The organism is Streptomyces sp. NPDC013317, assembly GCF_055563155.1.
Map to the genome: position 1 here is coordinate 161409 of NZ_JBVHDX010000013.1, position 13673 is coordinate 175081.

At 74.2% G+C, this 13673-nt stretch carries 10 protein-coding genes; 6 read left to right on the forward strand and 4 right to left on the reverse strand.

Annotated features, from left to right (window positions below; translation table 11 throughout):
- Positions 1-2: 2 nt before the first annotated feature.
- On the forward strand, positions 3-1193 hold the full coding sequence (locus tag ACZ3IJ_RS29080; RefSeq protein ID WP_467472886.1) for an FHA domain-containing protein: 1191 nt from the start codon (positions 3-5) through the stop codon (positions 1191-1193).
- A gap of 7 nt (positions 1194-1200) precedes the next feature.
- Here ACZ3IJ_RS29080 and ACZ3IJ_RS29085 read toward each other — a convergent pair whose 3' ends face one another.
- Entirely contained in the window at positions 1201-2175 is a 975-nt protein-coding gene (locus tag ACZ3IJ_RS29085) for a methyltransferase domain-containing protein (RefSeq protein ID WP_467472888.1), read from the reverse strand.
- Positions 2176-2284: 109 nt separating this feature from the next.
- Between ACZ3IJ_RS29085 and ACZ3IJ_RS29090 the strand changes: the two genes are divergently transcribed.
- From ACZ3IJ_RS29090 to ACZ3IJ_RS29105, 4 genes are all read left to right on the forward strand, one after another.
- Complete coding sequence (locus ACZ3IJ_RS29090) at positions 2285-2689, forward strand: globin (RefSeq protein ID WP_391797285.1); 405 nt, start codon at positions 2285-2287, stop codon at positions 2687-2689.
- Positions 2690-2839: 150 nt separating this feature from the next.
- Entirely contained in the window at positions 2840-6181 is a 3342-nt protein-coding gene (locus ACZ3IJ_RS29095; protein WP_467472889.1) for an FtsX-like permease family protein, read from the forward strand.
- Between the two features lie 89 nt (positions 6182-6270).
- On the forward strand, positions 6271-9048 hold the full coding sequence (locus ACZ3IJ_RS29100; protein ID WP_467472891.1) for an FtsX-like permease family protein: 2778 nt from the start codon (positions 6271-6273) through the stop codon (positions 9046-9048).
- Entirely contained in the window at positions 9045-9995 is a 951-nt protein-coding gene (locus ACZ3IJ_RS29105; RefSeq protein WP_467472892.1) for an ABC transporter ATP-binding protein, read from the forward strand. The genes ACZ3IJ_RS29100 and ACZ3IJ_RS29105 overlap by 4 nt, the downstream gene beginning before the upstream one ends.
- A gap of 59 nt (positions 9996-10054) precedes the next feature.
- Here ACZ3IJ_RS29105 and ACZ3IJ_RS29110 read toward each other — a convergent pair whose 3' ends face one another.
- The 3 genes from ACZ3IJ_RS29110 to ettA are packed head-to-tail and all read right to left on the reverse strand — an operon-like array spanning position 10055 to position 12794.
- Entirely contained in the window at positions 10055-10708 is a 654-nt protein-coding gene (locus tag ACZ3IJ_RS29110) for a DUF8010 domain-containing protein (protein WP_391797280.1), read from the reverse strand.
- A complete protein-coding gene (locus tag ACZ3IJ_RS29115; protein WP_391797279.1) occupies positions 10705-11127 on the reverse strand; it encodes an acyl-CoA thioesterase in 423 nt (140 codons plus the stop codon). The genes ACZ3IJ_RS29110 and ACZ3IJ_RS29115 overlap by 4 nt, the downstream gene beginning before the upstream one ends.
- Positions 11128-11129: 2 nt before the next feature.
- Positions 11130-12794, reverse strand: a complete 1665-nt coding sequence (gene ettA, locus ACZ3IJ_RS29120) for an energy-dependent translational throttle protein EttA (protein WP_467472897.1) — start codon at positions 12792-12794, stop codon at positions 11130-11132.
- 267 nt (positions 12795-13061) lie between these two features.
- Between ettA and ACZ3IJ_RS29125 the strand changes: the two genes are divergently transcribed.
- Positions 13062-13595: an allene oxide cyclase barrel-like domain-containing protein gene (locus ACZ3IJ_RS29125; protein WP_467472898.1), complete on the forward strand. Its 534-nt coding sequence runs from the start codon at positions 13062-13064 to the stop codon at positions 13593-13595.
- The last annotated feature ends 78 nt before the right edge of the window (positions 13596-13673 follow it).

Below are 13673 nucleotides of genomic sequence, written 5' to 3' on the forward strand. Positions count from 1 at the left end.
ACATGCCGACCTGCCCGAACGGACACCAGTCGGTCTCCGACGACTGGTGCGAGGTCTGCGGCCACCGCATGGCCCCGGCGGGTGCGCCGGCGGGTGCCGTTCCGCCGCCTCCCCCGCCGCCGCCCGCGTACGGCTACCCCGGCCCCGGCGGCCCGGGTGGTCCCGGCGGTCCTCCCGGCCCCCCGCCCGGGGGCTACGACCCGAACGCGACCGCCCAGGCCGAGCTCTGCCCGCAGTGCCGCACCCCGCGCGAGGCCATGGCCCCGTTCTGCGAGGAGTGCCGCTGGAACTTCCTGACCAACACCGCGACCTCGTACACCCCGGTCGCGCCGCCCTCTCCGCAGCAGAGCCCGCCGCCGGGCCTCAACCTGCCGCCGGGCTTCCAGTCGCCGCCGCGGCCGCCGCAGCCCCAGCAGCCGGATCCGTACGAGTACCAGGGCTCGCGGCCCTCGCAGATGAACCGGCCGGCCGAGCCGCTCGCCGCCGACCCCACGCACCACCAGGCGCCGCCGCAGCGCCCGCAGGCCCCGCAGCCGCCGCAGCAGCATCAGCCGCCGCAGGGGTACCAGCAGGGTCCGCCGGCTCCGCCTGCCTTCTTCCAGGCACCGCCGCCGGGCACACCGCCCGTGCAGCAGGCCCCTCCGGCCGCGCCGCAGCGGCAGGCGCCGCCCGGCGGGGGCGGTGACGACTGGCTGCTGCCGCCGCCGTCGCAGCCGCAGGGTCCCCCGCAGCACCAGCAGCACCAGCAGCAGGCGCCCCAGCAGCACTTCCCGCCGCCTCGGCCGGCCGCGGGCTGGTCGGCGTACATCGGGCCGGACCGCGAGTACTTCCTGGCGATGATGCAGCGCAGCGGACCGGAGGCCACGGGTCTGAACCTGCCCGCGTACTCCCCCGAGAAGCACCTGCCGCTCCAGGGCAACCAGGTCAGCATCGGCCGCCGCCGGCACTCCACCGGCGAATCCCCGGACATCGACCTGTCGGTGCCGCCCGAGGACCCGGGCGTCTCGCACCAGCACGCCGTGCTGGTGCAGCAGCCGGACGGTTCGTGGGCGGTGGTGGACCAGAACTCCACCAACGGCACCACGGTCAACGGGGCGGAGGAACCGATTCAGCCCTACGTCCCGGTTCAGCTCCAGGACGGCGACCGGGTGCACGTCGGCGCCTGGACGACGATCACGATCAGACGCGGCTAGGGCGGACTCAGCCGCTCGGCAGTGGCCAGGCGTAGGGCCCCTCGGGGGTGTCCAGCCAGGCCCACTGCCGGCCCCCGCTCACCGTCACCCCGAAGCGCTCCCGCTCCGGCTGCCTCTCACGCTGCCAGAGCGCGAGCGCTTCGCGCGCGTCGAGGGTCGCCTCCACCAGCGTGCGCAGGAACTGGAAGCGGTCGTCGTCGAACACGTGCCGGGGCAGCCCCATCGGCCGCCCGCGCGGGAAGCGGGCGTTGCCGCCGCGCAGGGCGACGAAGTACGCGGACGTGGCCAGGAATCGCCCCTCGGCGTGCGCCGCGTCGTGGACCCGGAGCCGGAGCAGGCCCGTGGAGAGGGGTGCGACGACGACGGCGTCGGGGCGGCACTGCGCGAGCCAGGTGTACGGGATCGACGGCAGCGTGCAGGTCGCGATGATCCGGTCGAAAGGAGCGCGCCCGCCGCAGCCGCGGGCGCCGTCGCCGGTGATCACGGCCGGCCGGTGCCCGGCGGCCGCGAGATGGGCCCGGGCGGACTCGGTGATCTCCTCGTCGATGTCGACGGTGGTGACGTGTTCCGCGCCGAGGCGGTGGCTGAGCAGGGCGGCGTTGTACCCGGTGCCGGCGCCGATCTCCAGGACGTCGTGACCGTCCCTTACGTCCAGCGCCTCCAGCATCTCGGCCATCAGGGAGGGCTGGCTGGAGGACGTGACCAGTTCCCCGTCCCGTACCCGGGTGGCCAGCGGTGCGTCCCGGTAGGCCCCGCGCAGCCAGCGGGCCCGCCGCGCCGGGTCGGGGTCGCCGGACCAGAGCCGCTCGTAGCCGCCGAGCCCCGAGACGTAGTAGTAGGGGACGAACAGATGCCGCGGCACGTCCGAGAACGCCGCACGCCAGGCGGGATCGCCCAGCGCGCCGTACGCCTCGATCTCCCGCACCAGCGCCCGGCGCGCCCGCGCGCCCTCCTCGGCGAACCCGTCCCGCTGAGCGCCCATGCCTCCACTGTCCTGCGCGGGCGGTGGGGAGGCGAGCGGTCCCGGGAGCGGTCCTGGGAGAGGTCCTAGACCTCCGGTCCTCGGTCGGGGCATCTGAGACGATGGAACCGTGATGGAGATTCCGCGCGGCACACTTCAGGAGCAGACCTTCTACGAGCAGGTGGGTGGCGAGGAGACCTTCCGGCGTCTCGTCCGCCGCTTCTACCAGGGAGTCGCGGAGGACCCGCTGCTGCGGCCCATGTACCCGGAGGAGGACCTCGGCCCGGCCGAGGAGCGCCTCGTGCTCTTCCTGATCCAGTACTGGGGCGGCCCCCGCACGTACAGCGACAACCGCGGGCACCCGCGGCTGCGGATGCGGCACGCCCCGTTCACGGTCGACCAGGCGGCGCACGACGCCTGGCTCAGGCACATGCGCGAGGCCGTGGACGAACTCGGCCTGGCGCCGGAGCACGAGAGCCAGCTGTGGAAGTACCTGACGTACGCGGCGGCCTCGATGGTGAACACCGCGGAGTGACGCCTTCCGGAGCGCATTCCGGAGCGCATTCCGGAACATGACCCCCGGATAACGGTCACAATCCAGTCAAGGTCCTCGCGCAAGCGGTTTCCACCGGCACGTGCCCTCTGAAAGCATCGGACGAACGTTCGGCGGGGTTCGGGGGGATGCGTGACCGGGTTCGTACTGCTGCGTGTGCGGGCGCACCGGTTGCTGCTCGCCGCGGCACTCCTCGCCGTGCTGCTGACCACGTCCGTGCTCGCGACCCTCGCCGCGTTCTCCGGCTCCGTCGGCGACGCCGCCCTCCAGGGCACGCTGCGGGGCCGGGCCGCGCCGGCCGCCGCGCTGGTGGTGACCGCGCAGGTCCCGCCGGCCAAGCGGGACAGCGCCGACACCGCGACGCACGAGGCGGCGGCCCGGACCTTCGACGGTCTGCCGGTGACCGTACGGAAGCTGGAACGCTCCGGTCCGTACGCGCTGCCCCGCACCCTGCAGAGCGCCGCCGCGCGCCTGGGCCAGCCCGACCTCACCCACTTCGCGGTCCTCGACCGTTCACGGCTCGCGCTCGTCGGCGGCGGGTGGCCGGGCGACACCCGGGGCGCCGCGGTCGACGTGGCGGTGCCCGAGGAGGCCGCCAGGCGGCTGCGGATCGGACCGGGAACCGTGCTCGACCTCGCCGACCGGTTCGGCGGGAAGCCGTTGCGGGCCCGGGTCACCGGGTTGTACCGGCCCGCCGACGCCACCGACCTGTACTGGCAGCTGGACCCGGCGGGCGGGCGCGGTGTGAAGACCGTCGACTTCACGACGTACGGTCCCCTGCTCGTCGACCCCGCCGTGCTCCGTGCCGGGCGGGTCACCTCCGGTGAGACGGCCTGGCTGGCCGCCGCCGACTTCACCGGTGTCACCACCGCCCGCATGGACGCGCTGCGCACCTCCGCGACGGCCGGGCCGCAGGCCCTGATCGGCGACACGGCCCCCTTCGGCGGCGCCGTCAGCGCGCACACCGCACTGCCGACCGTCCTGGAGCAGACCGAGCGGTCCCTGCTGGTCTCCCGGTCCACGCTCATGATCGTCGCCGTACAGCTGGTGCTGCTCGCCGCGTACGCCCTTCTGCTCGTCGCCCGGCTGCTCAGCTCCGAGCGGTCCGTCGAGACCGCGGTGCTGCGGGCCCGCGGTGGTTCACGTCGCCGGATCGCGGCGCTCGCCGCCGCCGAGGCCCTGCTGCTCGCCCTGCCGGCGGCCGTGATCGCCCCGCTGCTCGCCGGTCCGCTGACCCGGCTGCTCGCGGGGCGGGCCTCGCTCGACGCGCGAGGCGTGCGGCTCGACGACGTCCCGCTCGGCCAGGTCTGGCTGGTCGCGGCGCTCGTCGCCGTGTGCTGCGCCGCCGCCGTCGTGGCCCCCGCGCTGGGAGCCGGGGACGACGGGACCGTCACCCTGCGCAAGGGGCGTGCGGCGGCGCTGCCCGCGCCCGTACGGGCCGGGGCGGACATCGGCCTGCTCGCGGTCGCCGCCGTGGCCTACTGGCAGCTCGACCGGCAGACCGGCGGCTCAGGCGGTGGCACGGGCAGCGGTGCGCTCAGCGGCGACCGCGGGGGCTCCCTCGGCGTCGATCCGCTGCTGGTCGCCGCGCCCGCGCTCGCGCTGCTCGCCGGCACGGTCCTGACCCTGCGGCTTCTGCCGCCCGCCGCGCGGCTCGCCGAGCGGTGGGCCGCGAGCGGGCGCGGGCTCCCGGTCGCGCTCGCGGGCTGGCAGTTCAGCCGCCGCCCGCTGCGCGGCGCGGGTCCTGTGCTGCTGCTCGTCCTCGCCGTCGCGATGGGCATGCTCGCCGTCGGACAGAGCGCCTCCTGGGACCGCTCGCAGGAGGACCGCGCCGACTTCCGTACCGGAACGGAGCTGCGGGTTCTGAGCGCCGGCGGCGCCGAACCGTCCCTGGCCGGGCAGTTCGCGGCCCTGCCCGGGGTCCGCTCGGTCGCCCCCGCCCACCGGGCCACGACGAGCTTCGCGGGCAACCGCACCGCGACCGTCCTCGCCCTGGACACCCGGCACGCGGCCGACGGCTTCCTGCTCCGCGAGGACCTCGCGGACTCCCCTGCCCGGGAGCTGCTCGCCTCCCTCACCCCGGAGGCGGGTCCGCGCCCGGGGATCGTGCTCCCGGCCGACAGCCGGGGCCTGGCGTTCGACCTGCGGCGCACGGCGCCGCGCGGCGCCGCCCCGGCGCAGGTGACGGTGGTCGTGGAGGACCCGTACGGCGTTCCGTACCGGCGCGTCCTCGGGCCGCTGCCCGCCGACGGCCGTCCGCACCGGCTCACCCTCGAGCTGGGCGCACCGGGCGAGGCCCGGAGCACGCCCGTCGGCCCGTTGACGCTGACGGGCGTGGAGCTGGACGGGACGGTCGCGGACGGGCGGGACGGGAAGCAGACCTTCGCCGTCGAGCGGCTCCTCTCCCGGCACGAGGACGGCGCGGAGCGTCCGGTCGACGCCGTCCGTTCCCTCGCCTCCTGGCGCGCCGGCTACCAGGAGAGCGGCGGCGGCGAGACCCGCGGCCCGGTCGCGGCGGCCGGACGGTCCGCCGGTACGAGGCCGTACGAGGTCGGCTTCACGACCGGAGTGACGGAGCCGCGGCTTCCGTCCGCACAGAAGGACTTCGGGCTGCGGATCGGCGCGCCCCGCACGGCCCCGCCCGCCACGCTGAGCGGTGTGGCGACGGACGCGTTCCTCGCGGCCTCCGGGGCGAAGCGGGGCGATCGGGTCGACGTGGCCCTCGGCAGCGTGCACCTGAGCGTGACGATCGTCGAGACCGTACGGGAGCTGCCGACCACCGGCACCGGGGCCGGGGCCGTGTCCGTGTCCGCCCCGGCCGCCACGCCCGACGACGGGGGCGCGCTCCTGGTCGACCTGCAGGCGGCGAACCGTTTCCTCACCGCCGACCCCACCGCCGCCCTCCAGCCCACCGAGTGGTGGCTGGCGACCGCGCCCGGCCGCGCCGACGACGTGGCGCGGGCCGTGCGCGCCCGGCCCGACACCGACCCGGCGCAGGTGCTCGTCCGGGACGAGGCGGCGGCCGAGCTGCTCGGCGATCCGCTCGGCGCGGGCCCGAACGCGGCGCTGATGGCGGTCGCGGTGGCCGCGGCGGCGCTCGCGGCGGTCGGCTTCGCGGTGAGCGCCGCCGGCTCGACGCGTGAACGGTCCGCGGAGTTCGCCGTGCTGCGGGCGCTGGGCGCCCCGCGCCGCCGGCTGGCCCGGCTGATCGCCGCCGAGCAGGGCCTGCTGGTCGGGATCGGCCTGCTGGCGGGAGCGGCGCTCGGCACCGTGCTGACCCGGGCCGTCGTCCCCCTGATCGTACTGACCGGCCAGGCGTCGCAGCCCGTCCCACGCGTCCTCGTGCAACTGCCTCCCGGGCACGTGGCCCTGCTGCTCGCCGGGGTCGCCGCGCTGCCGCTGGTGATCGTCGCCGCCATCGCGCTGCGCCGTACCGACCCGGCCGTGACCCTGCGGCACCAGGGGGAGCGGTGACGCGCGGCGCGGGCGGCCCGCCCCCCGCCGACGGCGCGGCGCCGACCCCGCCGGTCTCCTCTCCCCCACCCGCCAGAAAGGCAGCCGTCATGCCCCGCACGCCCGCCCGCGCCGTGGCGCCCTGGGTGCGGACCCGGCTGCGGGTCGCTCCGGGAACGGCATGGGCCTTCGCGCTCCTCGTCCTGGTCACCGCGTTCCTCGCCGCCGCGCTCCCCCGGTCCGTCGACACGTACGAGTCCGAGGGCCTGCGGCACGACCTCGCCGGGGCGGCGCCGCGCAACACCGTGCTGGAGTTCACGGCCCCGATGCTCCGGCCCGACGACCCGTCGGGCGGACAGGCGGCAGGCCCGCTCCCTGACGACCAGGCACGGCAACGGGCCCGGCTGGAGCGGCTGCTCCCCGACCCGCTGCGCGTCGACCCGGCGGAGTCGGTGCACGGCGTGCGCACCACCAAGTGGGTCGCCGGCATCGACCGGTGGCTTCCGCAGCCGTACGGGGTGCCCCCGGAGTTCATCCTCGCCGCCCCCTCGGCGCTGGCCGAGCACACGAAGGTACGCGAGGGCCGGCTGCCGGCGAAGGCGGATACGGCCGCGTCGACCAGCGAGGCGGCCGTCACCGCCGAGACGGCGAAGTCCCTCCGTCTGAAGGTCGGTTCGGTGATCCATGTGCCGAACCGGTACGGCTCGGTCCCCCTGGCCGTGACCGTCACGGGCATCGTGGAGCCGGTGCGCCCGCAGGGCGCCTACTGGTCGGTCGAGTCCCTCCTGCGGACCCCCGCGTACGCGATGAAGCTCGGCGGCATCGAGACGAAGTACTTCTGGCAGGCCGCGCTGCTGCTGCCCCCGGAGGGCGGCCCCCTGCTCCTGGAGAGCCTGGGCGAGCCCGAACTGTACTGGCGGCTCGCGCCCGTGGGCGGCCATCTCACCGCGCAGGACGAGCCGCGTCTGAGCCGCGCGGTGGCCTCGCTCACGGGCGGCCCCGATCTGACGGAGGCCCGGGAGGTGATCGGCCCGTTCGGCACGGTCACCACCGGTCTCGACGGGGTCGTCGCGTCGTACGGCGGTATGCGGTCGGCGATCGCGCCGGTCGTCGCCGTCGCCGCCTTCGGTATCGGCGCGGTCGCGGCGGTCGTGCTCGCCATGACGGGCGGGCTGTTCGCCGCCCGGCGCACCGCCGAGCTGGCGCTGCTGCGCTCACGCGGCGGCTCGCTCGCCGGGATCGGCGCCCGGCTGCTCGGCGAGACGGCGGTCCTGGCCCTGCCGGCCGCCGGTCTCGGTCTGCTGCTCGCGAGCCTCGCCCTCCCCGAGGGCCGCTGGGGCCCCGCGCTGGCCGCGGCCGGCGCGGTCGCGCTGCTCGCCACCGTGACACTGCCGCTGCGCGCGCTGGTCCTGCACCGCAGGCCGCTCGCCCACGGCGGGCGCGAGGATCTGATCGCCACCCGCCCCTCCCGGGGCCGTACGGTCGCCGAACTCACCCTTCTCGCGCTGGCCGTCGGTGCGGTGGTGGCGCTGCGCCGACGCGGTACGGAGGATTCCGGCGACCATCTGGTCAGTTCGGCGCCGGTACTCGTCGCGCTGATCGCCGCCCTCGTCCTCGTACGGCTGTATCCGGTGCCGCTGCGGTGGGCGGCGCGGCCGGCGCGCAGGCTGCGCGGGGTGGTCGGCCCTCTCTCGCTCGCCCGCGCCGGGCGTTCCTCGGCGACGGGCGCGCTGCCGCTGCTCGCGCTCCTGGTGGCGCTGACGACGGCCGCGTTCGGCGGCTCTGTGCTCGCCGGGGTGGCCGACGCGCGGGACCGGGCAGCGCTCCTGGAGACGGGCGCGGACGCCCGGGTGGCGGGGGACGCCGACGCGGTGCCGCTGCCGGACGGGCTCGCGCGGGCGGTGCGCGGGACGGCGGGGGTGAAGGACGTGGCCACGGTGCAGGTCGAGTACGGCGTGGCCCTGCCGACCACCGGGACGGGCCCGGCGACCGAGCTGCGGTCCGCTCCGCTGGTGGGGGTGGAGCCGGAGTCGTACACCCGGCTCGCCGCCCGCACGGGCTTCGGACCGTTCCCCGCCGAGCTGCTGAAGTCCACCGGAACCGGCGGGGAGGACGACCCGGAGCGAGTGCTTCCGGCGATCGCCTCGCCCGCGGTCGCCGAGCGGCTGGGCCCGGAACCGCAGAGCGTCACAGCGGCGGCCGGTTCGTTCAAGGTACGGATCGTGGGCGTACGGACCGCCACGCCGGCCCTGCCCGAGCAGGACTTCCTGCTGGTCAACGCGGCCGACCTGACCAACCGGGCCGACACCGTGCTGCTGGCCTCCGGGCCGTCGGCGTCGGGGGACGCGCTGCGGGACGCGGTCAGGGCGGCGTCCCGTGACTTCTCCGTGGTGCTGCGGACCGAGCAGCGGGCCGCGTACGTGGACTCGCCGATGCAGGCGGGCGCGGAACGGATCTATCTGGCGGCGATCGGAGCGGGCGCGGGCTACGCCGTTCTCGCCGTCCTGCTGTCGCTGCTGCAGGCGGCCCCGGAACGGGCCGTGCTCCTCGCCCGGTTGCGGACGATGGGCCTGACCCGGCGGCAGGGCCGTCGGCTCCTCGGTCTCGAGGTGCTGCCGCAGGCGCTGCTCGCATCGGTCGGCGGCGTGCTCGTGGGCTGGGCGACGATCCTGCTGCTCGCCCCGGGGGTGGACCTCGTCCGGCTCTCGCTCGCTGCGGCGCCCGGGCTCGCATCGCTCGACAGCGCCCCGCTGCGGGTGGACGGCTGGTCGCTGACGCTCCCGGCGGTGGGCGTGGTGGTGCTCGCGGGCCTGGCGGCGGCCCTTCAGGCGTGGTGGTCGGCGCGCGGCGAACCGATCAGGGAACTCAGGGCAGGAGACGCACGATGACGACGACCGACACCACTCTGGCGGAGCTGGAGCAGCGGGCGACGGCGCACCGCCACCGGCCCTCGTTCGGGCACGACGCCCTCATCGCCTGCGACCGGCTCGTCCGGATCTTCACGGCGGACGGGGTGGAGGTGCAGGCCCTCCAGGGCCTCGATCTCCTGGTGCGGGAGGGCGAGCTGATGGCCCTGGTGGGGGCCTCGGGCAGCGGCAAGTCGACGCTCATGAACATCCTGGCGGGCCTGGACGTGCCGACGGCGGGAGCGGCCAAGGTCGCGGGGCGCGACCTGCTCGCCATGGACGCGAAGGCGCGGCTCGGGTACCGGCGGGAGGTGGTGGGGTTCGTCTGGCAGCAGACCTCCCGCAACCTGCTGTCGTATCTGACGGCAGCTCAGAACGTGGCGCTGCCGATGCAGTTGCGGGGGCGGTCCAGCCGGGCGAGAAAGGCGGAGCGGGCGGAGGAGCTGCTCGCGATGCTGGAGGTCGCGGACTGCCGGGACCGGCGCCCGCACCAGATGTCCGGCGGTCAGCAGCAGCGGGTCGCCATCGCGGTCGCGCTGGCGAACAACCCCTCGGTGCTGCTCGCCGACGAGCCGACCGGCGAGCTGGACTCCGCGACGGGCGAGCAGGTCTTCGCGGCCTTCCGCCGCGCCAACGAGGAACTGGGCACGACGATCGTGATCGTCACCCATGACCAGGCCGTCGCCTCCGAGGTCCGCCGCACGGTCGCCATCCGCGACGGCCGCACCTCCTCGGAGGTGCTGCGCCGCACGGAGGTGGACGCGGAGGGCCAGGAGTCCCTGGTCTCCCGTGAGTACGCGATGCTCGACCGCGCGGGCCGGCTGCAACTCCCGGCGGAGTACACGGCGTCCCTGGGCATGGAGCACCGCGTGGTGCTGGAGCTTGAGCAGGACCACATCGGGGTGTGGCCGGACGACGCGAACGGGTGAACGCGAGGGGCGGGGGGTGGCTCGCTGATCACGCTCGCGAGGAGGCCGGGTCGCGCGCTCTAGGCGGGGGCGAGGAGGAGGGACGAGGGGGCCGTCCGTACCGCTATCGAGCCGTAGGGCGTACGGAGCCGGAGCCAGGGGCCCGAGGCGAGCAGCGCCACCGGCACCCCCTCGCCCGGCAGGAAGCCCAGCGACTGCGCCGCGTGCACCGCGCGCAGCGGAAGCCCGGTCTCCGCGACGGTCCGCGACCAGATCTCGCGACCGATCCGGTCCCGCTCCGCCCGCGTCCGCCGCTCCTGCGGCAACTCCTCGTCCCGCGACCGGAACTCGGCGACCGCCGCCGCGACCGCGCCGCGCAGCCGCTCCGCGACCGGCAGTCCCTCGACCGGCTCCCAGCCGCCGCGCGGCGGCAGGACACCGGCCCACGGTGGGCCGGTGACGGCGTCGGGGACGACGGCCTTGCCGGCCGACTCCTCGACACCCTCCAGGAGTTCGCCGGCGGAGACGGTGACGTCCAGATCCACGTCGTCGACGAGGCGTGCCGTACGGATTGCCAGCACCTCGAACGACGGCGGCCGTCCGAACACCGCGAGCGCGCCGCCCCCGGCCTGGAGGCGGACGGCGGCGGCGCGGTCGTAGTGGATCAGCCGGGCCAGGAAGGCGGCGAGGTCCGCCGCCTCCCGGGCGTCGGCGAAGTGCAGCGGCGCGATCATGCGGCGGCAGTCATCCCGTCGTCCATGTACTCCTCGAGGAACGACCGCTCCTCGGCGGAGATGCGACGCGGCCGCTGGGCCTCCAGGTCGAAGGGGACGACGATCGTCGAGGCCCGGACGTACGTCACTTCCGGGTCCTTGATCTCGTACGCGATCGTCAGCGACGCCGCGCCTATCTTCGTGACCCACGACTCGATGGTGACCGGCTGGTGCCGGTGCACCAGCGGCCGTACGTAGTCGATCTCGTGCCGGGCCACGACGGACCCGCCGGAGAACGACGGCGAACCGTCGCCCGGCGCGAGCCGGAACATGAAGTCGATCCGCGCCTCTTCCAGGTACCGCAGGAAGACGACGTTGTTGACGTGCCCGAAGGCGTCCATGTCCGACCAGCGCAGGGGACAGCTGTAGATGTGACGCACGCTCAGCCTCGCGTCAGCTTCTTGTACGTGGCGCGGTGCGGACGGGCCGCGTCCGCGCCGAGGCGCTCGATCTTGTTCTTCTCGTAGGACTCGAAGTTGCCCTCGAACCAGAACCACTTCGACTCGCCCTCGTACGCGAGGATGTGCGTCGCGACCCGGTCGAGGAACCAGCGGTCGTGGGAGATGACCACGGCCGCACCCGGGAACTCGAGCAGGGCGTTCTCCAGGGAGGAGAGCGTCTCGACGTCGAGGTCGTTGGTCGGCTCGTCGAGGAGCAGCAGGTTGCCGCCCTGCTTGAGGGTGAGCGCGAGGTTCAGGCGGTTGCGCTCACCACCGGAGAGGACACCGGCGGGCTTCTGCTGGTCCGGGCCCTTGAAGCCGAAGGCCGACACGTAGGCGCGGGACGGCATCTCGACCTGGCCGACGTTGATGTAGTCCAGCTCGTCGGAGACGACGGCCCACAGCGTCTTCTTGGGGTCGATGTTGGCGCGGCTCTGGTCGACGTAGCTGATCTTGACGGTCTCGCCGACCTTGACGGAGCCCGAGTCCGGGGTCTCCAGACCCTGGAGCATCTTGAAGAGCGTGGTCTTGCCGGCGCCGTTCGGGCCGATCACGCCGACGATGCCGTTACGGGGCAGGGTGAAGGACAGGTCGTCGATGAGGACCTTGTCGCCGAAGGCCTTCGAGAGGTTCTCGACCTCGACGACGATGGAGCCCAGGCGCGGGCCCGGCGGGATCTGGATCTCCTCGAAGTCCAGCTTCCGCATCTTGTCGGCCTCGGCGGCCATCTCCTCGTAGCGAGCGAGACGGGCCTTGGACTTGGCCTGACGCCCCTTGGCGTTGGACCGCACCCACTCGAGCTCTTCCTTCAGACGCTTCGCGCGCTTGGCGTCCTTCTGGCCCTCGACCTTGAGGCGGGTGGCCTTGGTGTCGAGGTACGTGGAGTAGTTGCCCTCGTAGGGGTGGGCGCGACCGCGGTCGAGCTCGAGGATCCACTCGGCGACGTTGTCGAGGAAGTACCGGTCGTGGGTGACGGCGACGACGGTGCCGGGGTACTTGGCGAGGTGCTGCTCGAGCCACAGCACGGACTCGGCGTCCAGGTGGTTGGTGGGCTCGTCGAGGAGCAGCAGGTCGGGGGCCTCGAGGAGAAGCTTGCAGAGCGCCACACGGCGCTTCTCGCCACCGGAGAGGTTGGTCACGGGCCAGTCACCGGGCGGGCAGCCCAGCGCGTCCATGGCCTGCTCCAGCTGCGCGTCCAGGTCCCAGGCGTTGGCGTGGTCCAGGTCCTCCTGGAGCTTGCCCATCTCCTCCATGAGCGCGTCCGAGTAGTCGGTCGCCATGAGCTCGGCGACCTCGTTGAAGCGGTGAAGCTTCCCCATGATCTCGGCGGCGCCGTCCTGGACGTTCTGCAGGACGGTCTTGCTCTCGTCGAGCGGAGGCTCCTGGAGGAGCATGCCGACGGTGTAGCCGGGCGACAGGAAGGCGTCACCGTTGGACGGCTGCTCAAGACCGGCCATGATCTTGAGGACGGTGGACTTACCGGCACCGTTCGGGCCGACCACACCGATCTTCGCACCGGGCAGGAAGCTCAGCGTCACGTCATCGAGGATGACCTTGTCGCCGTGCGCCTTGCGCGTCTTGCGCATCGTGTAGATGTACTCAGCCAAGAGAAACCGTCCGGCAAAGAGTGAGTGGGCAGATACACCCCATCTTGCCTGACCGCCACCCCTCGATGGAAACCAGTACCACGCGGAACCCGTGACCTGCGGCTTCACGGAGGAACCGCGTAGCGATCCGGTCACGGCAAGTGGCCGCGGTCCGTCCCGAGCCCGGGCGACCCGGTTGGTCCGACCGGTCGGATCTGCCGGTGGGTCGCGACGGGGCGCTCCGGGCGGTGGCGGAGCCGAGGTTATGAATATGCCAACGGAGCATTCATGAGCAGCAACCTCGGGAGTCACACGATGCGTCCCCACGGAGCAGCCCGTTTCGGCCTGGCCACCGCGCTGGTCACCCTTCTCGCCGCCACCCCTGTCGCGGCCGCCACGACAGACACCGGATCCGCCCAGGCCAAGGGCAAGGACCGGGTCATCACACTCACCGGCAGGCTGGCGCAGCAGACGCGCTTCCCCGTCAACCCCGGCGGCAGCCCCGCCCAGGGCGACCGGACCGTCTTCCGCTCGGTCCTCTTCGACGCGGACGGCAAGGAGGTCGGCGAGACCGGCGGCACCTGCGACACCACCCGGGTCGAGAACGGCGGAGCGGAGGTGTGCGTCGTGACCTACACCCTTCCGGGCGGCCAGCTCTCCGTACAGGGGATGGTGTACGGCATTCTCAACCCGGGTCCGCCCCCCTCGTTCGACAACGGGATCACCGGCGGCACCGGGGTCTACGACCGCGCTCGCGGCTCGGTCCACGCCGAGACGATCGCTCCGGGCACGAGGCGCTTCACGATCACCCTCAAGCACTGACACCCCCACACCCGTGGGTGGACGCACGACGGCCCCGGTGCGCTGATCGCGCACCGGGGCCGGTGGTACTACCGGTGT